Source organism: Kitasatospora sp. NPDC059577 (assembly GCF_042735475.1).
GTDB lineage: Bacteria > Actinomycetota > Actinomycetes > Streptomycetales > Streptomycetaceae > Kitasatospora.
In genome coordinates this window covers 1-23,397 of the sequence record NZ_JBHWBZ010000069.1, presented here as the reverse complement: position 1 = coordinate 23,397, position 23,397 = coordinate 1, and the positions used below count along the sequence as shown (strand labels likewise).

Sequence of the window (23,397 nt, the reverse complement as noted above, 5' to 3'; positions counted from 1 at the left end):
CGCGGGCGGAGCCCCGCCGCCGGCGGGGGGGCCCGCCTCGGGCGGCGTGGGGTCCGCCCCCTCCCCGCCGGCGGGCGCCTGCCCCCCGCCCGCGTCCGTCGTCCGTTCACCCCCGGGAGTGGACGGGACGGTCCGGGACCGGCGCCGGTACTCCGTGGGCGTCATGCCGAGCGGGCGGCGGAACGCCCGCGCGAGCGTGTCGGTGGTCCCGAGCCCGCAGGCGCGTTCGAGCGTCCCGTCGGTGGTGCCCAGCCGGTTGCGGGCCCGGCCGGTTGCGGGCCCGTTCAACGCAGGCCGGCCAGGATGGGGCCGGCTCAACCCGGCCGCTCAGGGAAACGGCGTTCACCCTCATCGGGGACGTCCACCGGCCCCAGGGGCGGACTCCGCCCCTGCGGGCAGCCGTGCACGAGGACGACTCGGACGGCGCCGTCGGCCGTCCGCCGTTCGCACCGCCGGGGTCGGCGGCGCCAGCGGGCGCAGCGGCCCGCGGGTGGGTCCGGGTGCCCCCGGGTGGGGCCGTGGGGACAGGTGCCGAGCCGCGTTGGCAGTGGGGTGCGACAAGGGCCGCTGTCGTCGACTCCCGGCTGAGCCCACATCTGAGTACCCGTGCTCAGGTCTGCGGCACTGCACGCCGGTAGCGTCGTGATCAAGACCGCAGGCAGATCGCAAGCACGGGGGACGATGCAGATGCAGACCAGTGACCGCACCACGGCCCGCAGGTGGCCGGTCGTTCTCGGCACGCTGCTTCCCATCCTCCTGATCGGCACGGTCACGGTCGGGGCGTGGCTGTTCAACCACGGTCACGGCCCGGTCGCCAGGCACGACGATCCCGGGACGGACGCCGGGAAGGCCCGGGACAGCATCCAGAGCGCCCTCGAAGGCTCCGTGGGTGCCATCACCCCGCAGGTCGCGCACTCCGACGGCTGGTACTACGTGGTCCGCGACCCGGACCACTGGGACGGCGAGCCGACGCCGACCTCCACCGTCGACCGCATGTGGTCGGTCCAGACCCGGGTCGACCGGTCGAAGTACGAGGCCCTCGCCGACCAGCTCGCCCGGTACTGGACGGCACACGGCTACACCGTCGGCAAGTTCCGGAACTACATCGGCACCGACACCGACCCGTTCCCCACCGACGAACGCCAGATCTCCGCGACCTCACCCGACGGCGTCTTCCTCACCCTGGAGATGGACACCTCCAGGGTGAGTCTCCAGGCCTCCATGAGCGGAGTCCACTTCGCGGGCACCGAGGTGTACGGCATGAACCCCTCCCAGCCCGGCCAACGGCTGGACAACTACTGGCACCAGCTGAACGTGGTGCCCCCGACCACCGACGACCCGTACTGGTCGCACCACTGACGACCCGACCGAGGGATCGTGCCTCAGCCGGCGGTGGAGCCGAAGGGCGGGATGGTCCGGCGGACCAGGGAGGCCGTTTCCGCAGGAGCCGGCTTGATCCCGTTGCGCCCGATGGTCCCGCTCGTTGCCGCACTCACCGTGTTCCACGCAGGTGATGTCCCGGCGCGTGGGCGAGTGGAATCGGCCACGTGCGTTGGCGGAACAGGGGGCCTTGATGTCACGTTGCGCGGCGCCGGGGTGGCCGGTGCTCCCGCACGGACGGGCCCGGCTGACGGTGGGCGTGGTGGCGGGCGGCCCGGCGCCGTCCGTGATCGGCGGGGTCGCACCGGCCGCCTTCCCCGCACCGGCTCTCACCGCGATCGCGGCCTGACCAGTTGCTCTGCTGAGAGTGCTGCACAGCTTCGGCCGTTGACACCCCGGTGAGGCAGACTGCCCGCCATGACAACGGCTGATCACGACGTCCCGACCTCCTGGAGCCGCGTCGGCGCCTGGCTCACTGCGCACACCCGGCGAGGCCCGGCGAGGCCAGCGTCGGATGCCGCCCGCCTGGACGCGTTCGAGGCAGATCTCGGCCTGCCCCTGCCCGCCGACCTGCGGGCCTGGTGGCTGCTGCCCGACGTCACCGCGAGCCACTGGATTCCGGAGGCGTTCGCCCCGGTCTCGCTGGACGAGGCCCTGGAGACCCACGAGATCTGGCTCCTGGTCGCCGAGCAGGAAGGCGACTCGTTCGACGAGAACGGCCGGCCCGAGACGCGCTATATGCGTGAGTTCATGCCGATTGCGCTGAGCCCCGGCGGCGACGGGCTGGTCGTCGACATGCGCCCCGGTGACACCCACGGCACGGTACTCCTCTGGGACCACGAGACCTGGACCCTGGACGTCCCCCAGTGGGCCTCGGTCACCTCAATGCTCCAAGACATCGCCCACGCGCTGGAGGCTGGCACGCCCGCGCTGCTGGGCCACGCAGCCCTCGGCGGCTCCCAGGAACCCAGCACCGCCACAATCGACGGCGCACTCGATCTCACCTGGCAATCCACCACTCCCAGCCGCTGATCAGACCCATCCCGCTTGGCGCTTGACCACGTGCGATGTCTGCGGTGGGCGGGGAGTTTCGGCGAGGCGGAACGCCCCAGGCGCCGGGGCGGAACTCACCAGTGGCCGGCGGGCCGGGCACCGGTATGACATGTGACTGCGATCGATAGATTGCGAATGCGAGCTGTAGTTTGCGAGCGGCGGTCCGGGCACCGGTCGAGTCACGCTGAGTGGTCGGCTCCGGAAGTCCTTCGGGGGTTGCTCCGGGGCCCTCGTCGTGGGGGCATCTGGTCAGATGTCGGGAGTGGTGAGGTAGTGCCGGCAGGCGTAGTCGGGGGCGTCTTCGGGGGTGCCGGCGAGTGGCACTGTGCGGTCGGCTAAGGGAAACGGAGCGGCGGCAACAGCGCCACCGCGCCCTGAACCGACCGCACAGTGACATCCCGAGCGTCCCATAGGATCCCTTGGTGATCACTGACCAGGGGAGATCGGCAATGAGGAACAAGTGGGGGATTCCGGCCGCCGCCATAGCCGTTGGCGTGCTCGCCACAGGCTGCGGATCCGACGGTGGCGACGAGAAGGACGCTCTGCCGAAGGTGGAGAAGCTTGCTGCCGACACCGGAGCACGGTACAAGGCAATCGGCGTGCCTGCACTGGACGGCATGACCTGCGACAGGGGCGATGGAGGATTCCACTTCGGCAGCGACTTGGACATGTCGGTCGCCGGTGAGGACGACCTGCCGCAAATCAAGCAGGACTCCAGGGAAGACACGGTCTCCTGCTTCGGCGCGACGCGCATCACCCTCAGCAAGGGCGGGATGCGGGCGACCGCGCCGAACCTCACCACCCGGACGACTTTGTATGAAAAGGTCGCGGACCCCGCCGCCTCGCTGGACAAGGTCTTCTCCCACACCATGGACCTGGAGAAGGGATACGGCCGGAACCCGGTGGGCGAGCCCAAGTACTCCACCACCAAAGACTTGGTGGTGAAGTGCCAGCAGAACGTCAGCGACACCTTCCCCATGACGACCTGCTTCTGGGCAAATTACGGAGCGATCGGCGTCGTCGACTTCTTCCCGCCGGACGGCAAGCACGTACCGATCGACGAAGCAGCCGCACAGACGCACAAGTTCGTCGTGGGTGCCCTCTCGACCACCGGCACGTCCTGACCCTTCGGAGAACCGCCAGGAGGCGTCCGAGCGCGTCACCCGGTATGCCCGCGAAGAGATGAAGCGCGCCGAACGGCTCGACGGCCGGCCTGCTCGATTCGGGCGCAGGAAGAGTCCTCGTTCCGCCTCGCCGCGTGATCAACCCCCGAAGGACTTACTGGCAGTGCTGAGGCGGCTTGTTCGTGCCGACGATCGCTTCGATACCGGCGCCGGCATCCCGCTACGGATCTGGTCCGGGCCCCGAACCGCACTCCCGCCGTGGTCTGGAGTGGGCTGGACCTGTGGGCCGAAAATGGCCTGTCTCCCCGCCAGGATCGGACCCTAGGCTCTCCAACCGTTGGCGCAGCCGCTGTTCACCGACACGGGGAAGGATCTTGCGTGATGCGCGGAATCGTCAAGGCTGCAACGGCAGTCGTGGTGACCCGGGGGGCGACCGCAGCCACGGCCGGCAGTGCTTCGGCTACCGGGGACGGGGAAACAGTGGAAGGCGCTTCTATGTGTGCGCGTCAAGTCAAGACCGCCCGTCCGTCGCTGCGTCGACTGGCCGCGGCCGTCGCGGCAATCGCCGCAGCCGGCGCGGTCACGGCCGTCCCGGCACAGGCCGCCAGCTGTTCCAATCGCATAGTGGCGGACAACCCCACGGACATCTACGACAAGGGGGCGTGGTCCGACCCGTGGACGCCTGCCCCGCGCCGGCTGGGGACGCTGTACCTGGGCTACTACACCGACTGCCGCCAGGTGTACGCCGAGTTCCACTGGAACCAGAACGGGAGCGTGGTGGACCTGAGCAACAAGGTGGGGTACATCCGCCTGGACGACGAGCACCCGTACGCCGACGGCTCCGGCTGGAGGTACGACCGGGCCTACAGCAACGCGAACTCGGGCTGGTGGACCTCGCAGCCTGTCCCCATCGACAACTACGGGGCGCCCAAGAAGTTCACGCCGGTTCTTGAGATCAACCACGGGTCGACCGCGTTGTGCAACGACTGGCGCATGCGGGGGAACTGGCACACCTTCTCCGATGGCGGGAACGGGAGCGGCGCGTGGGGGAACTGCGGTTTCTGACCGCGCTGCCAACACGGCGATGCGACTGCAACCGGATCGGCATCGGCGTTACCTGACCGGCCGCTTGCCTGTCCCAGCCGACGACGGGCCTGTCGACGCCGCGCCGCGCCCGCGAGGCAAGCCGGCCGCCCGCGTCGGCGGCGCGGCGCATGCCGGCCAGGGACTCGGCGGTGCGGCCGGCTCTTCCGTCAGCAGCCCACTGTCCAGGACGGCGGTCAGACGTTCGGCGGTGCGGGCGCGGTGCTCGTGCTGCCGGCGGCTGATCCCGGTCAGCCGCTCGGCCAGTACGTCGGCCGGGGTGTTCGCACCCTGGCCGGCACCCGCTGCGGGTTCGGGTGGGGCGATCGGCTCCGCCCTGCTTGCGACCTGCCGACAGCCCGATTCGTCACCGATGGTCACCGTCCCTGGGCGTCGCCTCACAAAGTAACGCTCGAACGGCTCGCAGACCACAAGTCGTAACCCTGGTCGTAGAGTGCTGGCTCGCGAACTATCCCTTGGAGTCACATGGCACTGCCTTGGCTGTGGACCGCTCCCGCCTGGGGAGATGGCCGGTCGATGACACAGCCCCTCCAGGTATGACACGGGCGGGTGCCGGGTTCGGGCGGCGGCCGGCGGGTGGGGGAAGGGAGCGGCGGCACGTGGAGCGGGCCGTCCCGGTCGGCGAGGCCGAGGCGCGGCGGCTGACCGGCACGCTGCGCGAGTCGGTGGAGCAGGTGCGCACCGCGCCCGCCCTGGTGCGGGCCGGGCGGGTGCGCGGGCTGACGGCTCCGGTTTCGTACGGCTGCTCTACCGCTCGTAGACCATCTCGGGGAAGCGCGTCGACGGGCCGTCCAGGAGGTGGTTGTCCTGGCCGCGCAGCCAGCGGTCGAAGAAGGAGGCGACGTAGCTGCGGGTGGCCTGCTCGGCGCGGTCGGGTCGGACGTCGCCGACGTCCTCGGCCAGCTTCTCCGGGCTGATCGCGCCCTGCCGGGCCAGCTGCGGGAGCAGGGACTGCGCGTCGGTGTACGACCCGTGCCGGGAGCCGGTGAGGGTCATGTCGGCGTGCCAGCCGGTGCTGTGCTGCCACAGGGCGGCCCAGCCGGGCTGCCGGTGGTAGCTGCCGGAGTCGGACTCCTGGGTGCCCATGAGCAGGAAGGGCCGGGTCAGGCCGTCCTCGGCGACGGTGGGCAGGGACGGGTGGGCGTCGGTGCCGTCCGGACCGGGGAAGTGCAGCTGGCCGTCGAGGTTGACGCCGGCCTTGAGGCGCGGATCGTCGTGCATGGTCTGCAGGGCCGTGGAACCGCCCCCGGAGTGGCCGACCATGCCGATCCGGTCGAGGTCGAGGGAGGCGGCGACGCCGGCCGGCAGCTGCGCGTCCTGGCGCAGTCCGGCGAGCCGGTCCAGGACGAAGCGGGTGTCGTCGACCCGGGCCTGCAGGATCTTGCGCAGGAAGGCGCCCGTGTCGAGGCCGGGCTGGGCGAACAGCGCGGGCAGGACGGAGGTGGCGAGGTCCCCGTCGGGGAAGGCGACCTCGGAGGCGTCGTAGGTGTGGTCGACGGTGACGACGACGTAGCCGCGCGAGGCGAGGTCCTCCACCAGGGCGGTGCCCCAGGTGCGCGGGTCGCCGAAGCCCGCCGAGTACAGCACGACGGGTCGTTTGCCGCCGGGCCGGGCGGGCGCGTCGGGGCGGGCGTGGGTGCGGATGCCTGCCCAGTCGGTGCGGCCGGGCTCGACGTGGTTGTCGCCCTGGGTGACGCCGTCGGCGCTGCCGAAGTGGTCGGCGGCGGCGGGGAGCATGTACGGCGCGCGGTCGTCGCCGGTGGCGGGCCGGGTGGTCGGGTACCAGAGGCTGATCATCAGCGTGCGGTGCTGTCCGGGTTTCCAGGGGTCGTCCCGGTGGTCGTCCGTGAGCTGCAGAGACGTCGTGCCGATCGGGTACGGACCGGTGGGCTGCGGCAGCCAGGCCCTGGCCTGCTGCTCGGTGCCCCGTCCCGGCGCCGCCACCGCCGCCACCGCCGCGCCCGGTGCGCCGATCACGCCCAGTGTCGCCGTCGCCGCCAGCAGTGCCGCCGCCACGGCCCGTCCTCGCCTGTTCATCGCCGTTCCCCCTCGTTCGGTTCCGTGTCCGCCTCGGACAGGGGCGACGGTACGGGCGGGGAGGGGCGGAAACCGTCATACCGGGGTGCCAAGTCCCGCTGTAGTACCCCGGTATGACGGCGTCCGGCGCTCCAGGTACCTCTGCACCGCAGCCTGACCCGTTGCTTCCGGCCCACGTCGTCGACGGTCCCGACGGCCGGCCCCTCCACTGCCGGAGGGGGCAGACCGCCCGTCATGACGGCGCCTGATCGGGCCCGCTGCAGTGGGCCACCAGGCCGGATGGGAGGATCTTGCCGATCATTCCGGTGCAAGGAGACATAGTGGACGACCACTCGAAGCATGACCACTCCGGTTGGGAGGGGGTCGTACGCGCGGCCCGCGAACGTGCCCGCAGTCGGCAGGCTCTCATGGTCGAACGCTTCGGACTGTCGGGCGACGTGCAGTACCAGTGGTCGATGGACGACGCGCAGATCACGTGGTCGCGCTCCGGGACGGTGTTCCTCACCGGCCGACTCACGCTGATCGGCAGCGTCAGCGTCCCCCGGCAGTCCTGGCTGTGGTCATGGGCGAACGAGTCGCTTCCGCCCGCAGTCCTGGGCGACATCGAGCAGGTCCGGCAGTTCGGTGAGGAGAACGGCTACCCCGTCCTGCCGTGGCCGGGCTTCGACCACCACCCCGAACTCGTCGCCGAGGCCCGGATGGTCGCAGCATCCGTGCTCGACGCCGAGGGGCTGTGGGCGGAGTCCACCGACGACCTGCAACTCCACTTCCTGGTGCATGACTTGACGCTCACCGCTGCATGACGGCGATGGGTGCCCAAGCACCCTACCGGGAACGCCTTTCCGCCTCCGCCGGAGGTCCGCGCCATGCCCCGGTGACATCATGAACGCATGGAGACGATGGGCTTGCTGGACGCTCTGACCCGATTCGGCGCGACCGCGGACCTCGGGGGCCTGCGGCCGCTCGGGGCGTTCCCGGTCGCCGCTCTCGGAGAGCCCCAGCAGTCGGGCCGCCAAGCCGATCACCTGCCGTGGCCGCAGTGGTTCCAGTACGGGTGCATATCGGCCGACGTCTGCCGGTGCCTGATCGTCAACAAGGTCTCCGTCCGCACGTGGTACGACACCGTCACCCTCCCCGCCGACGAGCCCGGAACGTACCGCGACTTCCCGGGCCCACCCGGCTTCCCGGACCTGGCCGCCGCCTTCGCCGCCGCCGGCGTGCACTGGGAACGGCACCACGAGGCACACTCCCTCCCGCAGTTCACCATGCGGAGCACCATTGCCGAACTCCCCGGCGTGACAGTCGACTTCATCTTCACCACCGACGACGATCCGGACCGTCCGACGCTGTACAGCGCCCACGCGACCGACCACACCCACCTCTGCCCCGAAGGACCGTGACTCGCCGGCGGCCCGGACCCGGACACGACGGCGGACCGGGACCCCACCCCCGGGCTCCGGCCCGCCCCGAGGCCACGACCGGGCACACTCCGGGCGGCCACGGCCCGGCGGTGTGACCACCACAGGCGTTCGGGTCAGGACGCTGCCGGGCGGACGGGCAGTGCGAACCGGACCTTGGCCCGGGCCCGGGCCCCCGCCCGCCGGTAGAAGCGGATCGCGTCGGTGTTCCAGTCGGGTGTCTGCCACTGCACCTGCTCGGCACCGAGGGCCGCCGCCGCGTCCTTCACGGCGTCCAGCAGGGCCCGCCCCCAGCCCTCCCCCCGATGCCGCTCGGAGACGAACAGGCAGTCCAGATGGACGAATTCGGCCGCCTGCCAGGTGGAGAACTCCCGGGCGAAGGTGGCGTAGCCGACCGGTTCACCGCCCCGGTCGGCCACCAGGCACCACGCTCGCGGATCTGCCGCCCCTGCCGGGAACAGCACCGGCGCCAGGCGGGCGGCGAGGTCGGCGGGCACCGGCCCCGCGCGTTCGAACTCGGCGTGGGCCGCGCACAGGCGGGCGATCGCGGGCAGGTCGGCCGCGGTGGCCGGGCGGATCGCGCCGCCCGGCCGCACGGTGTCGCTCAGCATGCGCAGGAGATGCCCGAACGCGGGGCGGTCAGGTCGTCGACGGGACGCTGCTCGGTGCCGGTGGCGCAGTCGTAGGCGAAGCCCTCGCGCACCCAGTACTCGAAGCCGCCCAGCATCTCCTTCACCCGGTACCCGAGCCGGGCGAAAGCCAGCGCCGCGCGGGTCGCCCCGTTGCAGCCGGGACCCCAGCAGTACGTCACCACCGTCAAGGCCGGGTCGATCAACCCCGGCGCCAGCTCCGCGATCCGCGCGGTCGGGATGTGTACGGCACCGGGGATACGGCCCTGGTCCCACGCGACCTCGCTACGGGTGTCCACCACCACGACACCCGACACACCGGACGCCAGATCGGCGTGGACATCCGACACATCCGCCTCGAACGCCAGACGGGCAGCGAAGTGTGCGGCGGCCTCGGCCGGGACGGCGGCGGGCACACTCAGCACAGCGCCGGAGATCTCGGCGGAAACGGTGGCAGTCATGGGGCGCCTCTTGTTCTTGCTGGTCAGGATGGGGGACGGTCGGCCGAGCCCGGGCTTCCCGGTCCGGCGATGACTCCATCCTCCGGCCGCCGACCCCCACGCCACGAGTGGCGTAAACGCCCAAGACCGCCAAGATCCCGCCAGCCGTCCGAAGGATCCGCCACCCGGCCCGGCTCCACCGGACGAGGACCGGCCTCGCCCGGTGGTGCCCGACCAAGGACCCCCGGAACGGTGGCACCGTCCGGCGGCCGCGGAAGAGGGCGGTCTCTCGATCCGGATGGCGCCCCCCGGCCCAGGGCAGTGCTCGCCCGCGCTGCCGTGCCGCGGCCGGTGGCGGACCGTCGGTGGGGCGGATCCTACGGTGAACCACCCCGGAGCGGAGGGAGTTCGGGCAAGGCTCCTCGTGGCACGCCCCTGCCTGCGACCATGGGGGCCATGCCGCAGGATGCCCCGGACCCGCCGCCGACCTCCTCCGTGGAGACCTTCGTGGAGAACCTCGTCACCGACCGGGCCACCGTCAACGGCCCGGTGCTGCAGACCGGAACCGTGCACGGCGGAGTGCACGTGCACTCGGCCGCACGGCCGGTGCGGCCTGCGGGCGCCGAGACGGTGGACGTCCTGATCGAGTACTTCGAGCCGGGCCAGTGGCTGGTGATCCCCGCGTGCGCGGCGCTGGACGACCCGCCGATCCTGTTGCCGGGACAGCGCCCGGGCGAGGAGGACGTGGCCGACTGGGCACGCGGGCACGGCGGCGTGGACTTCGCGACCACCGAGCTGTCCGTCACCGTGACCAACCGCTCGGACACCCACCTCACGCTGCGCGACCTGCGGGCACAGGTCGTCGACCGGGCCGAGGCGCTCACCGGGGCACTGGTCTCCCGGCTCCCGCAAGGCGTCAGCGGCGTACCCGAGCTGGAACTCGACCTCGAGCAGGAACGTCCGGCGCTCTGGGAGGTGGACGAGCTCACCCGCCGACGTGTCGGTGCCCGCCCGTTCCTCGACCGCACCCACGTGCGGCTGGCCCCGGACGAGTCCCAACGCTTCATCATCACCGCGCAGATCCGCCGCACCTGCTGCACCTGGCAGCTCGTCCTGGTCTTCCGCGCCGACGACGGCGCCGAGTTCACCGTCCGCCCGGCGCAAATCTTCCGGACCAGCGGGCTACCGGTGACCGGGCTCGCCCCCGTCCTGCGTTGGGCGTGGTTCGAGGATCCGCCGCGGTTCTGGCAGGACCAGGCCCGGCTGGGATGGTGCAATCCCGGCAACCCCTGCCCTGACCTCCCCGTGGCCGCAAGGGAGTTACGTAAGCGGGCCGGGCGCTTCGGCCCGCATCTGACGCACTTCCTCAGCACCGGCACCACGGGCCCGGAGCAACAGCTCCGGCTGGCCGCAGCACTGCCCGCGGTGCGACTGGCCGCCGACCTCCTCACGGCCGACCGCAAGAAGCGGCACACCGAGGCCGACCGCCTGCGCGCAGACCTGCGGCAGCGGTTTCCGCACCCGATCGCGGCACAGGCCTACGTGGCCGCCCTGCTCGCAGCGGGCCTCACCCGCGGGATCCCGCCCGGCCACCACGAGCAACTCACCGCCTACCTCACCGCCACCCCCGCCGCCGAGGTCCTGCGGCCGATGCTCGCCGCCATCGCGCGCCGTTGAAGAACGTGGTTCTCGCAGACCAGGCCGGCGATCGACTCGACGACGGCGACGGCAACGGCAACGGCAACGCAACGGCAGCGGCGTCCAACGCAGGTGCCGATGTGGCGGAGGTCATGGCAGGGAGCAGGCCGACGACTTGCCAGAGCGCCAAACGCACTTGACGCTTGATCCGGTGAGCCACCAACCAGACGAAGACGTCCAGCGGATCAGCACCGCCCGGCAGCACACCGCACTCGCCCACCCCCTGCGCCAACGCCTGCTCTTCGCCCTGAGCAGCCGGCCGTCGACGATCAGCCGGCTCGCCGCGCAGCTGGGAGTGAACAAGGGCAGCGTCTCCCACCACCTCAGGGTGCTGTGCGAGGCGGGGCTGGTCCAGGACGCGGGAACGCGACGGGTACGCGGCGGCACCGAGAAGTACTACCGGCGGGCCGCCGAGCGGCTCCTCGTCGCCGAACCGCAGGCCGAGGGCACCGCCGCGCTACTCGGCGCCGTCGCGCAGGAGTTGGACCGCTCCCCCGCCGACCACCTCCTGGCGCTGCGCCACCTCCGGCTCAGCCCGGCCAAGGCGGCGCGGCTCGCCGAGGCGCTGGCCGGGCTGGTCGACGAGACGGAGGAGGACCCGGAGGGCGAGCCGGTGCACGGCCTCCTGGTGACGCTCTACCAGCAGGCCGGGGCCTGAGCGCCGGTCTGCTGGAGACCGTGTTGCGGGCCGGCTGCCCGGCACACGCCCGCGCGCACCACCAGGACGGGTCGGCCACGGCCTGGTGGTGTGCCGTCTGCTGGTCCGCCCCCGAGCGGGCGCCCGGGGCGGCCGGTGAACCGCGGCGCGACCGGCGTGGTCGCGTGGCAGATGGTGCCCTGGTGCCGCGCCGGGTCGTCCGGGGCGTTGAGCGCCTGCCCGGTCGGTCGCCGCATCGGCGGCGTCGCGGTTCCGGCTCCCCGCGCGGGGGTTCAGCAGTGTTCGAAGCCGGTCACCAGGGCCCGCAGGCCCGTGTCGAACCACCGCTGGTAGTAGGCGAGCGCGTCAGGATCCTGTCCGTCCTCGTCGCCGTCGGTGTCGTCGGCGCCCGGGTGTGTTCCGACCTGGGCCAGGGCGTGGCCCAGCGTGTAGACCCCGACGGACTGGATGCGGATCAGCGCCTCGTCCTGGTCGACGCCGGCGGAGGTGAAGCGTTCCAGCAGCACGGCCAGGAGCGGGACGGCCGTGTCGGGGTCGACCGGGTGGGTGGCCAGCAGGGGCACCGCGTTCGGGTGTTCGAGCAGCATGCGGCGGTAGGCGACCGCGAATCCGGTCAGTGCCTCGGTCCAGGTCGGCCCGGCGTCCAGATCGGCCAGCGCGGTGGCGAACAGGTGGTTGACCACCGTGGACAGGATGGCGTCACGGCCCGGGAGGTGACGGTAGAGCGACATCGCCGCCACCCCGAGGTGCGCGCCGATCCGGCGCATCGTCAGCGCCTCCAGCCCCTCGCGGTCGAGCACCTCGATCGCCGCGGCGGTGATCTGCTCGGCGCTGATCTGCGCGGGGCGGCCTCCCCGGCCGGGTCGTGATACCTGGTTCATGCCCTCAGCGTGACAGAGTCACCCGGCCAGGGTGACGGCCAGGGTGCCGCCCGTCATCGCCAGGGTGAGGACACCGACCACCATGTGCTGGACGTCGGGCACCACTGCGTGCCCCTGCACGGGCAGGACCTTCAGTGTGCGGGCGTAGTCCCGGGCGTAGGACTCCCGCTGCGCCGCCGTGCTGATCCCGGCGTAGGGCAGCCACCAGCTGGTCACGTGACCGACCAGGACCAGCAGGCACAGCACCAGGGCGGCGATCCGCGAAGCCTGGTGGTCCAGCGCTATGCCGCCGGCGATGAGCAGCGGGATCGGGTAGTTGACGGCGGCGTCGCCGAGTCTCTCGCGGCGGTTGTCCCCTCTCAGGTCGTTGAGCGGGAACATCGGCACCCACTCGGTGAGCATCAGCCAGGCCAGCCAGATCAGCGGCATCGTGACGGCGATGGTGTGCATGGAGCATTCCCCTTCGGGGTGAAGGTCGGTCGCGTTTGAGTACAGCGTAAGCTTACGCGGTAAGCATACATGCGGGGATCGTCGTCCACACCCAGACCACTGACTCGCAGCGCTCCCCCACCTCCCCCACCTCCCCGCGCCACCGTCAGCAGGGGCCGGTGACAGCAGTTGGCCCCGGTGGCAACGGACCGCGGATTCGCCGACCACAGCGGCGGGCACAGCTGGACGGCGGCTCCCGGCAGCAGCGCTGGACGGCCTGCCGCCGCACTGCGGCCGGGGCGCTCACGCCGCGCTCGGCACCGCGAGGCCGGGACACGGGGCGGCCGTTTCGCCCGCGCTCAGGATCATCGGCGGGTCTCTTCGCCCGGGCGGTGGCGCCAACCTGCCCTCATCGCGGGGCGGCTACGCTTCCTCGGGCCCGTCCTGGTTCACGACGGGCTGGCCGAGCGGCACGGAAGGCAGGACGGTGGAACCACTCATAGCCGCGGTGCGGAGCGGGAACGCAGCTGCGGTGCACGCGTTGCTGCGAGCAGGCGCCGACCCCGACAGTGCCGACGAGCACGGCACCCCGGCCTTGTGCCTGGCAGTGAACGCCTTCGATCTCCCGATGGCAGAGGCCCTCCTCGAAGCATCCGCGCGTCCGGACCGTACGGACGCCGTCGGCAGCACCCCGCTGCTTCGCGCGATCGAGCTGGGCGCCTACCACATCACGAACATGCTCGTCAGCCGTGGCGCCCACATGTGGATCAAGGACGCCGAAGGACGCGACGCCCTGGCACTGGCCCGGTACTGGCACGAGACGGACGTCGTGGCCGAGTTCGGTCGCAGAACCGGCCGGCGGGGGCCGGTCGATCGCAGAACCGTCTCGTCCGACGACGGGAACTGCGAGCAACTGTCCCTGGGCGGCCTGACCGTGAGAACCGGGCACGCCGCGATACTCACCGAGCTGGAGCGGTCGTACGGCATCGCGACGTCCTTCCGGGAACTGCTCTCCCGTGCGCTGGCCGAGCCCGACGTCGACCACGTGGTGTGGTGGGCGACGACCTCCGCGCTCTCGGAACGTCACGGCCCCACCACCTGGAACGCGGCCGCTGCCCTGCGCGACCGGTCCGACTCGCTGGAGCGCTACTTCGGCGCGGAGGTCATCCGCCTGATCAACCTCTTCGACGAGAGCGACGATGCGCCGTTCGACGAACCACTCGTCGACCTCTTCCTGCCCTGGGTGACGAGCGAGCCGGACCCCCGGGTCGCCCGGTCGCTCACCGCGGGACTGGCCGACTGCCAGGACCCGCGTCGCGAGGAGCCGCTCACCGCGCTCACCCGTCACGTCGACAGCGGAGTCCGGCACACGGCACTGTCGGGGCTGCACCGTCCGATCGAACGGGGTGACGACGAGGCCCTGTCCGCAGCCGTGGAACGCACGACGGACGAGGACGCGGCGGTACGCAGGCAGGCGTGCCGAGCCCTCGCCTCCGCCCCCACGCACGATCGGGGCGCCACGGACGCACTCGCCGCCTGTCTCACCGACCCGGACGAGGACGTGCGTGTGGAGGCAGCCGTACGGCTCGCGCTACGGGACGATCCACGAGGCGACGAGATCCTGGACGAACTCCCGCCCGCCGCCGAGGATTCCCCCCACTACTGGCTGCTCTACGACGTGGCCCGACACCGTCACGGCTGACACCCCGGAGCAGCGGTCGCCGGGCGAGCACCCCGCCGTACGACAGCCCCCCGGGCCCGGGTCGGCGGTCCAGGACGGGCCAGGGTCATGCGGACATGAGGGCGGGCGGTCGTCGCCGCCGCCGGGCCGGGCGCAGCCGCTGGAGCGCCGCCGGCGCGACAGCCTGTCAGGGGTGCAGGGCCTCCGTGATCCGCTGGTCGCCCGGCCGTCATCCGTCCGCCGTCAGTGGCCCCTCCCCGGGCAGCTCGGCCAGCCGTTCCGCCTGCACCTCCGGCCGCTTGCTGTCCCACAGCAGCTCCCACACCTTGAACACGCAGTGGTAGTCGCGCATGCTCCCCTGCGCGATGAGCAGGTAGGTGTCGCCGTCACGGAGCAGCGTCCGCCGCCGGCTGTTGAAGGGGTGCTGCGGGGTGTAGGAGGGGACGAGCCGCTTCAGCTCCTCGACCGCCTCCTGGCGGGTTCCCTCGACCTCGGCGAGCACCTTGCTCCCCCAGATCCGATCCTGGCCCATGCCCACCGTCTCCTCGACGACCAGCGCCCAACGTGCCATGTTCCGCCCCCGTTTCTTCCCGCCCGGTCTGCTTCCGCGAATCCCTGCACACCGTCGGACGTTCCGTCGTCCACACCCGTTCCCGCCCGCCCACCCGCTGTCCGGCCCGGGTGTGGAGGATGTGCCGGTGCTCCGCCGAGGGTACAAGGAGCCTCACCGACCAAGCCGACCCCGGGCCGCACTGCGGGCGCGCGACGCGGCACCCGGGGCCGGGCGTGAGAGTGAGGGTGAGGGTGAGGGCTGAGTCGGCGGCGCCCGTGCGACTGAAGTCTCGCCTGATCAGCCGGAGTGCCCCGGCCCGCCGGGCCCGGCCGGGCTGTGTCGCGTTGCGGGCACAGCGCGTACAGCCGCGACCCCCGCGGCAGTTGCAGCGAGATCGAGTACGACGGCTCGGACCGCTACGACGGTGGCGGCAAGCGGATCGGTACCCGGAGGACGGAGCGCAGCTACGCACGCCGACGAAGACGGCGGCGGCTCTGCATCCGAACGCCCGAACCCGGCCGCTCGGGCTCGACCCGTACCTGCCCTCCGCCTTCGGCCGGCCCGTGACGTGTGGATAATGGATCTTGGTCGGCGGTCTGGCAGGATCCTCGCGAGAGGCCTGCGGAGCCGCCCCGGAGCACGCGGGGGCGTCGGTGCGATTTGGTCTGTTGGGCAACCTCACTATTCAGGACGACTCGGGCGCAGCCCTGACACTGCGTTCGCCCAAGGGCCGGGCGCTGCTGGCAGCGCTGCTACTGGAGCCGAACCGGCCGGTTTCACGTGACCGGCTGCTGGGCGCCCTGTGGGGGGAGCGGCCGCCGGCGACCGCCGTGCACGCCCTGAACAATCAGATCGCCCGGCTGCGCCTCTTCCTCGGACCGGACGGCGGGGACCGTGTGCGCACCGTCCCGCCGGGATACCTGCTGCGGATCGACGAGAGTGAACTGGACACGGAGGACTTCACCGGCCGGCTTGCCGCCGCCGACGCCTCCCGCGACCGGGGCGACTGGCTCGGCGTCAGCGAGCACACCGCGGCCGCGTTGGCCCTGTGGCGCGGCTCACCGCTCGACGACCTGCCGACCCTCGCCGAACAGGAGCTTCCCTACGTCCACGCCTTGCAGGAGGCACAGCTCCAGGCCACCGAGTGGTACTTCGAGGCAGAGCTGCGTCTTGGACGGCATCAGAGCGCGATCTTCGAACTCACCCGCTGGACCGCTCGGCACCCCCTGCATGAGGCGTTCCACGTGCAGTTGGTCACCGCGCTCTACCGGAGCGGACGCCAGGCAGACGCCCTGGCCGCCTTCGAGGACATCCGAACCCTGCTGAGGGAGGAACTCGGAGTCGATCCCGGACCGGCTCTACGCGCCGTACACCGACAGGTCCTCCGCGCCGACGCCGACCTCCTCTGGCGATCCGAGTCCGTCCACCCCGTCTCCGTCGGCACCGGGAGGAGCAGGGCCGACGCCACGGCCGCAGGTGAGGTCGAGTCGGCACCGCTCGACTCCTCCGTGCCCTCGCGGACGGCGCGGACACGACCGGTTCCCGCCCAGCTTCCCGCCGACACGTGCGACTTCACCGGCAGAACAGAAGAGTTGAACGCCCTGACCGACCGTCTGGCGTCGGCCGCCGCCGGCGGCACTCCCGCCCTCCTGGTCGTCGCCGGGATGGGGGGAGTCGGCAAGACGACCCTCGCCGTCCACGCCGCCCACCGGGTGCGGAACCTGTTCCCCGACGGTCAGCTGTACGTGGATCTGCGCGGCTTCGGATCCGGCGAGCCTCGCGAGCCGCACGACATTCTGGCCGGCTTCCTCACCGACCTCAGCCACACCGACGACACCGATGCCCCGCGCCGGCCGCTTCCCGAACACACCGACGACCGCGCCGCCCTGCTGCGGACCGTCCTTGCCGACCGTCGCGTACTGCTGTTCCTCGACAACGCACGTGACGCTGCCCAGGTGCTGCCGCTGCTGCCCGGCAGCGGATCGTCTGCGGTGGTCGTCACCAGCCGCACGGTGCTCGCCGACCTGCCCGGAGCGGTCCAGAGCACCCTGGGCCCCATGGACATCGAGGAGCAGCGCTCACTCCTGTCCGCGCTGTGCGGGTCCGGCCGGGTACGGGAGGATCCGGACGGCGCCCTGCGGGTGCTGGCAGCCTGCGCGGGGCTTCCGCTGGCGCTGCGGATCACCGGTGCCCGTCTCACCGCGAGGCCGGGCTGGTCGCTGAGCACACTCGCGCAGCGTCTGGACGGGGGTGACGGGCGGCTGCGGGCGCTTTCGGCGGGTCATCTGGGTGTGCGGGCGACGTTCGCCTCCAGCTATCTCGCCCTTGGCGACGGTGAGGAGTCGGCGGAGGGCGAGGCGGCGCGGGCGTTCCGGCTGTTGGGGCTGCGGCCGGGTGTCGTCTTCGGCGTCGAGTCCGCAGCCGCCCTCATCGGTCGTCCCGCCGACATCACCGCCGACCTGCTCGAACTGCTGGTCGACGCCCACCTGCTGCAGAGCCCCGGCCCCCTGCGGTACCGGTTCCACGATCTGGTGGGCGAGTTCGCCGCCGAACGCGCCGAGGCGGAGGAGGACTCCGAGGCCCGTGACGCGGCCCGGGTCCGCCTGATGGTCTGGTACGCGGCAGCGCTGCGCAGCGCCAACGGCGCAATGGATTCGGGTGTCCATTGCGCATCGTTCGCGGACGAGGATCCTCCGGCCCCGGTGCCGGTCTTCACGAGCGGAGAGCAGGCCCTGCGGTGGTGCGTTCAGGAGCTGGCGCACATCAAGGAGGCGATCCGGCAGGCAGCGCACTGCAGCCGCCCGGACCTCGCCTGGCGGATCGCCCACGGATTGCTCGGATACGCGAACCTGTACTGGTGGACCGGCGAAGCGGACGCCTGCCTGCACCTGGCCCTGCAGATCGCCGAGGAGAACGACGACCTGCGCGGCCAGGCCTTGATGCTCCGGCGGATCGGCATCATCCACGGCCTGGCCTTCCGCACCGAGCAGGCACTCCGGGACCTGCACGCCTCATTGGTCCTGTCCGAGCAACTCGGCGATGAGAGCGCGCAGGTGTCCGAGCTGACGAGTCTCTCCGTGGGCTACAACCAGATGGGGCAGATCGAGCTGTTTCCACACTGAGAGCGAAGCTCAGGGAACCGGCGCGACGAAGTGACGGGCCCTGAGGTGGAGCGCGTGCAGGATCTGCACGTCGAGCGGGTCGAAGCCGGCAGGAAGCATCATGAGGACCCTTCAGCGCGTCGGATCCGTTCACGATAGGCGGGCTGGATGGATGCGTGGCACCGGTGGGCCGACGATCGGCTCATGAACGGGAACACGTCGACCTCGGCGACACACGGCACGGCCCCGGACCATCGGCGTCCTGGCAGACGGAGGTCACGGTCGTCGAGTCCGTGCTGCCGGAGCAGGGTTCCCGGGGAGGAACGACCAGCGCGAGGTCCGTTCATATGATGACGGGATGAACCGCAGTGACCAGCGCTTCCACGTCATCGTGCTGTCGAACTTCGCGAAGGGCTTCGACAAGTACGCGTTCACCTACGGTAAGGCGGGGATCCCGGAGAGTACCTTTCCCGACCGGTTCCACCTGCTGACCCGTTCGGAGTTGGGCATCGGCATCACCAAGGCGCGACGCCTGCTGGACCGCCTGGCCATTCCGGGCGACCGGCTGCTGGTGCTGGAAACCGCGGTGGCCCCCGCCGCGTTGGTGCCCAACACGCGGACCGGCCTCGGCGCGGAGCTGCACGAGGCCCGCATCCGGTTGTCAGCGATCCACGAACTCGACCACGTGGGCGACGAGTTCACTCTGCGCCCGACGACCGTCGAGGACGCGATGGCGGGCTCCCTGCGCCTGCACGGATCGGCCGGGCGTCACTACGCCGACCTGCGACCGCGCTCGGTCTCGGTCCTACCCGTCGCCGCCGCCTGCCAGGCCCGGTGCTCGTTCTGCTTCTCCTCGGCGTCGATCTCCAGCGACCAGCCGCCGGCACGGGTCCCGTGGGACGCGGTCGCCCACTGGCTGGAGCGCGCCCGCGCGGCAGGGGCCGAGCGGGCGGTGATCACCGGCGGCGGGGAACCCACGCTCATACCGTTCGACCAGCAGCTGCGGCTGGTGTCCGCCTGCTCGGCGGCGTTCCCGAAGGTCGTCCTGATCACCAACGCGCACACCCTGGCGAAGGGACAGCACGCCGACCGGGCCGACCGGCTGGCCGCCCTGGGCGCCGCGGGCCTGAACGTGCTGGCGCTCTCCCGGCACCATCAGGACGACGCCGTCAGCGAGCGGCTGATGATGCTGCGCACCCCGGTGGGCTCGGTGATCGACACCTGGCGCACGGACCGCGACCGCTGGCCGGGCCTGCGGACGAGACTGATCTGCGTCCTCCAGCGCGGCGGCGTGGCCGATGCGGCCGGCGTCGCCGACTACCTCTCGTGGGCCGCGGACCTCGGCGTCGAGGAAGTCTGCTTCAAGGAGCTGTACGTCTCCACCAGCACCGAATCGCTCTACTTCGACCGCGCCGCCAACGTCTGGAGCCGGGAGCACCAGGTTTCGCTGTCCGTCGTCACCCGGTTCGCCGAGCAGCACGGCTTCGAACCGGCGAGCCGCCTGCCCTGGGGCGCTCCGGTCTACCAGGGCAGCTGGAACGGCCGGCCGATGCGGATCGCCGCCTACACCGAGCCCAGCCTGCTCTGGGAACGCACCAACGGGATCGCGCGCAGCTGGAACGTCCTGGCCGACGGACGCTGCTACGCCTCCCTGGAGGACCGGGCCAGCGAGATCGTGGCGGAAGGTGCGACGGCATGAGGTTCGACGGCATGAGGTTCGACGGCATGAGGTTCGACGAGTTCCAGGACTTCCGACAGCGGCAGCTCGGCACGTCCCCGTCGCTCCTGGACGCCGCCGAAACCAACCTGTACCGGGCACTCGCTCCGATCCGACCGGAACCGCCGACCGTCATGAGCACGGTGCACCGGTGCGATCTCGCCCGGGCCTGGCTGCGGAGGTTCGAGCTGCCGGAGGAGTGGTCCCGCCGCGCCATGGTCTGCCGAGGGGTCCGGCACGGACTCGATGTGGTGTTCCGGTGGCTGCACGCCGTACAAGCACGATTGTGGTTGCCGAGCGACGTGTACCCGGTGTACTTCGAACTGGCCCGCGCGGCAGGCCTGGCACCCTCCTCCTACCCGACGCTGCCGGTGCCGGCCCTGCCGGGGTCGCCTGCGCAGGACCGGCCGGAGTACCTGCTGCTCGCCAACCCCAGCAAGCCGCTCGGCCGGTACCTGTCCGATGCCGAGTGCGCCGCGGCGATGGCGTGGCTGGAGGAATCACCGCGCCGCCGCCTGCTGATCGACAGCGTCTACGACCTGGGAGCACCGTTCGCCGCCGGGACCCGGCGGCTGCTGGGCACCGGTCGAACCGTGCTGCTGCATTCGGTCACCAAGGGGTGGCTGTGGCCACGCACCTTCGGCGTGGTCCTGCTCGGTCCGGACCAGGACGAACACGCCGCACTGGCCGAAGCATTCCGGGCGGATCCGCCGACGCCGGCACAACTGAGGCTCGCCGACCGCCTGCTGACCGAACAGAGTGCCGTGCCGCAGCAGGTCGTCGACGAACTGGCCGTACGGGCCCGGCAGTTGTTCGAACGGCTGCCGGGCGAGGTGCTCGGGGCGATCCCCACGGCGAGCCGGACGTGTCCAGGCAACTACTTCTTCCCGGTTGACATCCCGGCGGAGACGCTCCTGCACGACCACAGCGTGCTCGCCCTGCCGGTCGGCGTGTTCGGGGAGAGCGATTGGTCCGGCTCCGTCCTCACCAGCCTCACCGCCGGGACCGTCCCCGGCGCCCGGCTTCGGCCGCACCCCGACCGGCTCGTGTGACGCGTCTGCGCAGCCGCAAGCCGCAGCAGCCGCCGCCGCCGCCGCCGTACGGACGTCCCCCGTTGAACGCCGGTTCTCTGTGCGGCGGTGCGTGCGGCGGCGGTCGGACGCCGGTGGGGTCCCCTCCGCATCCCGTGACGCGGACCCGGGCATACTCCACCCTGTTGTCACAAGCCATGGGGGGACTGTGCAAGCTCATTCGCCTGCTCCGCGGTCGGGCCGACCGTGGACCGAGGCCGAGGACGTCCGGCTGCTGGAGGGCGTCCGGCAGGGGCTCGGCCTCGACGGACTCGCCGACCGGCACGGCCGGACCGTCGGGGCGATCCGTTCCCGCCTGGCCCGTCACGTTCCACTCGCCGACGCCACCGATACCAGCGATGCCGCCGACGAGCGGCTGCTGCAGTGGGTGAGGTCCGCCGCTACGCACGACAGCGGCAGCACCGCCCGAGGCCCCGCCGACACCCCGGGTCCCACCGACGCCCCGGCCCCCGGCTCCGACCCCGACCCCGACCCCGGCGACGATGCCCTCCCCGTCTCCCTCCCCCCGGGAACCGGCCCGGCCGACGTCCTCGCCGAGTGGCAGCGGCTGACCGGACACGCCCTCAGCACCGAGCGTCGGGCGCTCTTCCTCACCCGTACGACGGTCGACACCCTCGCCGCCGTGGATCCCGCCGTGCGTCGGGACGCGGGACGACGCCTCTGGCAGGAGACCGGGCAGCTCCTCCTGGGCGACTGGGTACTGGAGTGCCGCTGCCCGGGCGCCGCCACGCTCGCACCGTCGTGGAACGCCATCGCCGAACGGGACGACGACACCGCGCTGCTCCTGCGCGAACTCCTGGCCGCTGCCGTCGACGAGATACCCGGCGAGCGCGACCGCCGGATCATGGGCCTCCGGTTCGGCGTGGGCGACGACGGCGCCCGGACCGACCACAACGCCCGGACCCAGGAGCGGATCGCCGAAGTCTTCGGCCTCTCCCGCGAACGCATCCGCCAACTGCAGAACAGAGCCGTACGCGCGATGGCCCGCACCGGCTCCCCCGCCACCAGCAGGCTCCGCACGCTCGTCTCCGAACTCGGGCACCTCGATCAGGCGCCGCCGGACGACGACGGGCCCTCCAGCGCCGAACGGCTGCTCGACCTGGCGCAGGTCCTGCTCCCGGCCATGGCACTGCGCCAGGCCGTCACCCTTCTTGCCACCCTCGCCGGGGTCCGCAAGGTGCCGGCTGACGGCCTCTCGGCGCAGGCCGTGACGATCCGCACCCTGCGCCAGGACGCGGAACGTCGCGAGGCCTCCCGCCAGGGACGGGTCGAGCGGGCCACCGCCAGGTGGCAGCGTCTGGCGGACCGGATCACGTGGTTCGGCACCCCCGGGGGCGCCCCACCGCTCGGCGAACTGACCGCACTGCGCGAGGCCGAGGACGACGACCCCCGCTCCGGATCGTGGCACTGCCCCAAGCTCGGCCGCGCGGTGGCCTACGAGTCGGAACCCGAACGCCACCTGATCCAGCTGCTGTCGTTCGCCCCGCAGGTCGCGTACTACCAGGAACAGCCACTGGCCATCGGCTACGAGTTCGACGGACGCGCCCGCACCTACTTCCCCGACCTGCTCGTCGCCACCACCGACGGACGCTGCGTCCTGATCGAGGTCAAAGCGCTCTTCGAGATGGCCACCGCCGTCAATCGCGCCAAGCACCACGCCCTGGAGCAGCTGTGCCGCGAACGCGGCTGGGGCCTCCTGGTCACCGACGGGTACCGCACCCGCACCCTGCTGGAGGAACACCGGCCCGACCCCCGCCTCGTCGACCTCATCGGCCCGCTGCTGGCCGACGGAACGGTGTTGGGGTGGTCGCAGGTCGTGTCCGCCGCCGGGCAACGCCCCGACTGGATGGACTTCGCGGCCCTCGTCCTGAGCCGGGGATGGGACTGGCGCACCCGGCCGTTCCGGCTGAGCATCGGCGCGGCGTCGCCCCACGCGTCACCACCGCAGCCCGACGCCGCCGCTCCCGGCCCCGTCCCCGGCCCCGGCACGGCGCTGTACCGCAACGGCACGGTCCGCTGACCCGCGACGGTTCGCTGACCCACTTCGGCCGCGGGCACGAACCGGCCGCGGGCGCGAACCGGCCGCGGGTCCGTCCTCCGGGACGCCCGACGCGACGAACACCCCTCCCTCGCACCCGCCCCGTCGGTGGCGGGTCAGGAGCGGGCGGACGGGCCGGCAGCGGTGGCCGGTACCGCGGCCTCCCAGGCGAACCCGTCCGGGTCCGCGAACGAACCCGCGGTGCCGCCGAGGACGATCCGGTGCGAGCCGCTGCCGTCGACCGCGACGCCCACCTCCTTGGCCAGGGCACGGCGCTTGTACAGCGCCAGCTTCACGGCGCCGGGCCCGCCGGAGGCGAACTCGGTGTACTTGCCGCCGAAACTCCGGGCCACGGTCAGGCCCCG

At 71.9% G+C, this 23,397-nt stretch carries 20 protein-coding genes and 1 pseudogene; 14 read left to right on the top strand and 7 right to left on the bottom strand.

Annotation, left to right across the window (positions count from 1 at the left end; translation table 11 throughout):
• Positions 1-687: 687 nt before the first annotated feature.
• The 5 genes from ACFV0O_RS35545 to ACFV0O_RS35525 all read left to right on the top strand — a co-directional run bounded on the left by ACFV0O_RS35545 (position 688) and on the right by ACFV0O_RS35525 (position 4,622).
• Complete coding sequence (locus tag ACFV0O_RS35545; RefSeq protein WP_380348095.1) at positions 688-1,359, top strand: hypothetical protein; 672 nt, start codon at positions 688-690, stop codon at positions 1,357-1,359.
• 214 nt (positions 1,360-1,573) lie between these two features.
• Positions 1,574-1,729, top strand: coding sequence for a hypothetical protein (locus tag ACFV0O_RS35540; protein ID WP_380348093.1), 156 nt, complete (start codon positions 1,574-1,576; stop codon positions 1,727-1,729).
• Between the two features lie 68 nt (positions 1,730-1,797).
• Entirely contained in the window at positions 1,798-2,412 is a 615-nt protein-coding gene (locus tag ACFV0O_RS35535; RefSeq protein WP_380348091.1) for an SMI1/KNR4 family protein, read from the top strand.
• Positions 2,413-2,855: 443 nt separating this feature from the next.
• Entirely contained in the window at positions 2,856-3,557 is a 702-nt protein-coding gene (locus ACFV0O_RS35530) for a hypothetical protein (protein WP_380348089.1), read from the top strand.
• Positions 3,558-4,181: 624 nt separating this feature from the next.
• Positions 4,182-4,622 carry a hypothetical protein gene (locus ACFV0O_RS35525; RefSeq protein WP_380348088.1) on the top strand — a complete coding sequence of 147 codons (441 nt, stop codon included), beginning with the start codon at positions 4,182-4,184 and terminating at the stop codon, positions 4,620-4,622.
• 786 nt (positions 4,623-5,408) lie between these two features.
• Here ACFV0O_RS35525 and ACFV0O_RS35520 read toward each other — a convergent pair.
• Positions 5,409-6,698: an alpha/beta hydrolase family protein gene (locus tag ACFV0O_RS35520; protein ID WP_380348086.1), complete on the bottom strand. Its 1,290-nt coding sequence runs from the start codon at positions 6,696-6,698 to the stop codon at positions 5,409-5,411.
• 320 nt (positions 6,699-7,018) lie between these two features.
• Here ACFV0O_RS35520 and ACFV0O_RS35515 point away from each other — a divergent pair, with 320 nt between their 5' ends.
• Positions 7,019-7,501, top strand: a complete 483-nt coding sequence (locus ACFV0O_RS35515; protein WP_380348085.1) for a DUF6882 domain-containing protein — start codon at positions 7,019-7,021, stop codon at positions 7,499-7,501.
• An 87-nt stretch (positions 7,502-7,588) separates the two neighbouring features.
• Positions 7,589-8,098: a hypothetical protein gene (locus ACFV0O_RS35510; protein WP_380348083.1), complete on the top strand. Its 510-nt coding sequence runs from the start codon at positions 7,589-7,591 to the stop codon at positions 8,096-8,098.
• 134 nt (positions 8,099-8,232) lie between these two features.
• On the opposite strand, the gene ACFV0O_RS35505 is transcribed toward ACFV0O_RS35510, so the two are convergent.
• Complete coding sequence (locus ACFV0O_RS35505) at positions 8,233-8,727, bottom strand: GNAT family N-acetyltransferase (RefSeq protein WP_380348081.1); 495 nt, start codon at positions 8,725-8,727, stop codon at positions 8,233-8,235.
• Positions 8,721-9,206 carry a rhodanese-like domain-containing protein gene (locus ACFV0O_RS35500; protein WP_380348079.1) on the bottom strand — a complete coding sequence of 162 codons (486 nt, stop codon included), beginning with the start codon at positions 9,204-9,206 and terminating at the stop codon, positions 8,721-8,723. Before ACFV0O_RS35500 ends, ACFV0O_RS35505 begins: the two co-directional genes overlap by 7 nt.
• Before the next feature lie 435 nt (positions 9,207-9,641).
• On the opposite strand from ACFV0O_RS35500, the gene ACFV0O_RS35495 reads away from it, so the two are divergent.
• Complete coding sequence (locus ACFV0O_RS35495; protein WP_380348077.1) at positions 9,642-10,862, top strand: hypothetical protein; 1,221 nt, start codon at positions 9,642-9,644, stop codon at positions 10,860-10,862.
• 172 nt (positions 10,863-11,034) lie between these two features.
• Positions 11,035-11,541, top strand: coding sequence for an ArsR/SmtB family transcription factor (locus tag ACFV0O_RS35490; protein WP_380348075.1), 507 nt, complete (start codon positions 11,035-11,037; stop codon positions 11,539-11,541).
• A 272-nt stretch (positions 11,542-11,813) separates the two neighbouring features.
• Here ACFV0O_RS35490 and ACFV0O_RS35485 read toward each other — a convergent pair whose 3' ends face one another.
• Both ACFV0O_RS35485 and ACFV0O_RS35480 read right to left on the bottom strand, forming a co-directional pair.
• The gene (locus ACFV0O_RS35485; protein WP_380348074.1) at positions 11,814-12,422 is read right to left on the bottom strand and encodes a TetR/AcrR family transcriptional regulator; all 609 of its coding nucleotides are present in this window, start codon (positions 12,420-12,422) and stop codon (positions 11,814-11,816) included.
• Between the two features lie 18 nt (positions 12,423-12,440).
• On the bottom strand, positions 12,441-12,872 hold the full coding sequence (locus ACFV0O_RS35480; protein WP_380348073.1) for a hypothetical protein: 432 nt from the start codon (positions 12,870-12,872) through the stop codon (positions 12,441-12,443).
• 466 nt (positions 12,873-13,338) lie between these two features.
• Between ACFV0O_RS35480 and ACFV0O_RS35475 the strand changes: the two genes are divergently transcribed.
• Complete coding sequence (locus ACFV0O_RS35475) at positions 13,339-14,553, top strand: HEAT repeat domain-containing protein (protein ID WP_380348071.1); 1,215 nt, start codon at positions 13,339-13,341, stop codon at positions 14,551-14,553.
• A 208-nt stretch (positions 14,554-14,761) separates the two neighbouring features.
• On the opposite strand, the gene ACFV0O_RS35470 is transcribed toward ACFV0O_RS35475, so the two are convergent.
• Positions 14,762-15,103: a hypothetical protein gene (locus tag ACFV0O_RS35470; protein ID WP_380348069.1), complete on the bottom strand. Its 342-nt coding sequence runs from the start codon at positions 15,101-15,103 to the stop codon at positions 14,762-14,764.
• Positions 15,104-15,738: 635 nt separating this feature from the next.
• Between ACFV0O_RS35470 and ACFV0O_RS35465 the strand changes: the two genes are divergently transcribed.
• The 4 genes from ACFV0O_RS35465 to ACFV0O_RS35450 all read left to right on the top strand — a co-directional run bounded on the left by ACFV0O_RS35465 (position 15,739) and on the right by ACFV0O_RS35450 (position 23,014).
• On the top strand, positions 15,739-18,207 hold the full coding sequence (locus tag ACFV0O_RS35465; RefSeq protein ID WP_380348068.1) for a BTAD domain-containing putative transcriptional regulator: 2,469 nt from the start codon (positions 15,739-15,741) through the stop codon (positions 18,205-18,207).
• Positions 18,208-18,544: 337 nt separating this feature from the next.
• Entirely contained in the window at positions 18,545-19,885 is a 1,341-nt protein-coding gene (locus tag ACFV0O_RS35460) for a radical SAM protein (RefSeq protein WP_380348066.1), read from the top strand.
• A gap of 26 nt (positions 19,886-19,911) precedes the next feature.
• Complete coding sequence (locus tag ACFV0O_RS35455; protein ID WP_380348147.1) at positions 19,912-20,955, top strand: aminotransferase class I/II-fold pyridoxal phosphate-dependent enzyme; 1,044 nt, start codon at positions 19,912-19,914, stop codon at positions 20,953-20,955.
• Between the two features lie 187 nt (positions 20,956-21,142).
• The gene (locus tag ACFV0O_RS35450; RefSeq protein ID WP_380348064.1) at positions 21,143-23,014 is read left to right on the top strand and encodes a TnsA endonuclease N-terminal domain-containing protein; all 1,872 of its coding nucleotides are present in this window, start codon (positions 21,143-21,145) and stop codon (positions 23,012-23,014) included.
• 134 nt (positions 23,015-23,148) lie between these two features.
• Here ACFV0O_RS35450 and ACFV0O_RS35445 read toward each other — a convergent pair.
• A pseudogene (locus tag ACFV0O_RS35445) lies at positions 23,149-23,397 on the bottom strand (glyoxalase); the annotation flags it as partial.

What these genes read in the sequence shown, in the direction of transcription:
- ACFV0O_RS35495 (WP_380348077.1), top strand. Translation starts at nt 9,642, where the DNA reads ATGCCGCAGGATGCCCCGGACCCGCCGCCGACCTCCTCCGTGGAGACC.
- ACFV0O_RS35540 (WP_380348093.1), top strand. Translation starts at nt 1,574, where the DNA reads ATGTCACGTTGCGCGGCGCCGGGGTGGCCGGTGCTCCCGCACGGACGG.
- ACFV0O_RS35470 (WP_380348069.1), bottom strand. Translation starts at nt 15,103, where the DNA reads ATGGCACGTTGGGCGCTGGTCGTCGAGGAGACGGTGGGCATGGGCCAG.
- ACFV0O_RS35510 (WP_380348083.1), top strand. Translation starts at nt 7,589, where the DNA reads ATGGAGACGATGGGCTTGCTGGACGCTCTGACCCGATTCGGCGCGACC.
- ACFV0O_RS35505 (WP_380348081.1), bottom strand. Translation starts at nt 8,727, where the DNA reads ATGCTGAGCGACACCGTGCGGCCGGGCGGCGCGATCCGCCCGGCCACC.
- ACFV0O_RS35480 (WP_380348073.1), bottom strand. Translation starts at nt 12,872, where the DNA reads ATGCACACCATCGCCGTCACGATGCCGCTGATCTGGCTGGCCTGGCTG.
- ACFV0O_RS35535 (WP_380348091.1), top strand. Translation starts at nt 1,798, where the DNA reads ATGACAACGGCTGATCACGACGTCCCGACCTCCTGGAGCCGCGTCGGC.
- ACFV0O_RS35520 (WP_380348086.1), bottom strand. Translation starts at nt 6,698, where the DNA reads ATGAACAGGCGAGGACGGGCCGTGGCGGCGGCACTGCTGGCGGCGACG.
- ACFV0O_RS35460 (WP_380348066.1), top strand. Translation starts at nt 18,545, where the DNA reads ATGAACCGCAGTGACCAGCGCTTCCACGTCATCGTGCTGTCGAACTTC.
- ACFV0O_RS35500 (WP_380348079.1), bottom strand. Translation starts at nt 9,206, where the DNA reads ATGACTGCCACCGTTTCCGCCGAGATCTCCGGCGCTGTGCTGAGTGTG.
- ACFV0O_RS35545 (WP_380348095.1), top strand. Translation starts at nt 688, where the DNA reads ATGCAGACCAGTGACCGCACCACGGCCCGCAGGTGGCCGGTCGTTCTC.
- ACFV0O_RS35455 (WP_380348147.1), top strand. Translation starts at nt 19,912, where the DNA reads ATGAGGTTCGACGAGTTCCAGGACTTCCGACAGCGGCAGCTCGGCACG.
- ACFV0O_RS35485 (WP_380348074.1), bottom strand. Translation starts at nt 12,422, where the DNA reads ATGAACCAGGTATCACGACCCGGCCGGGGAGGCCGCCCCGCGCAGATC.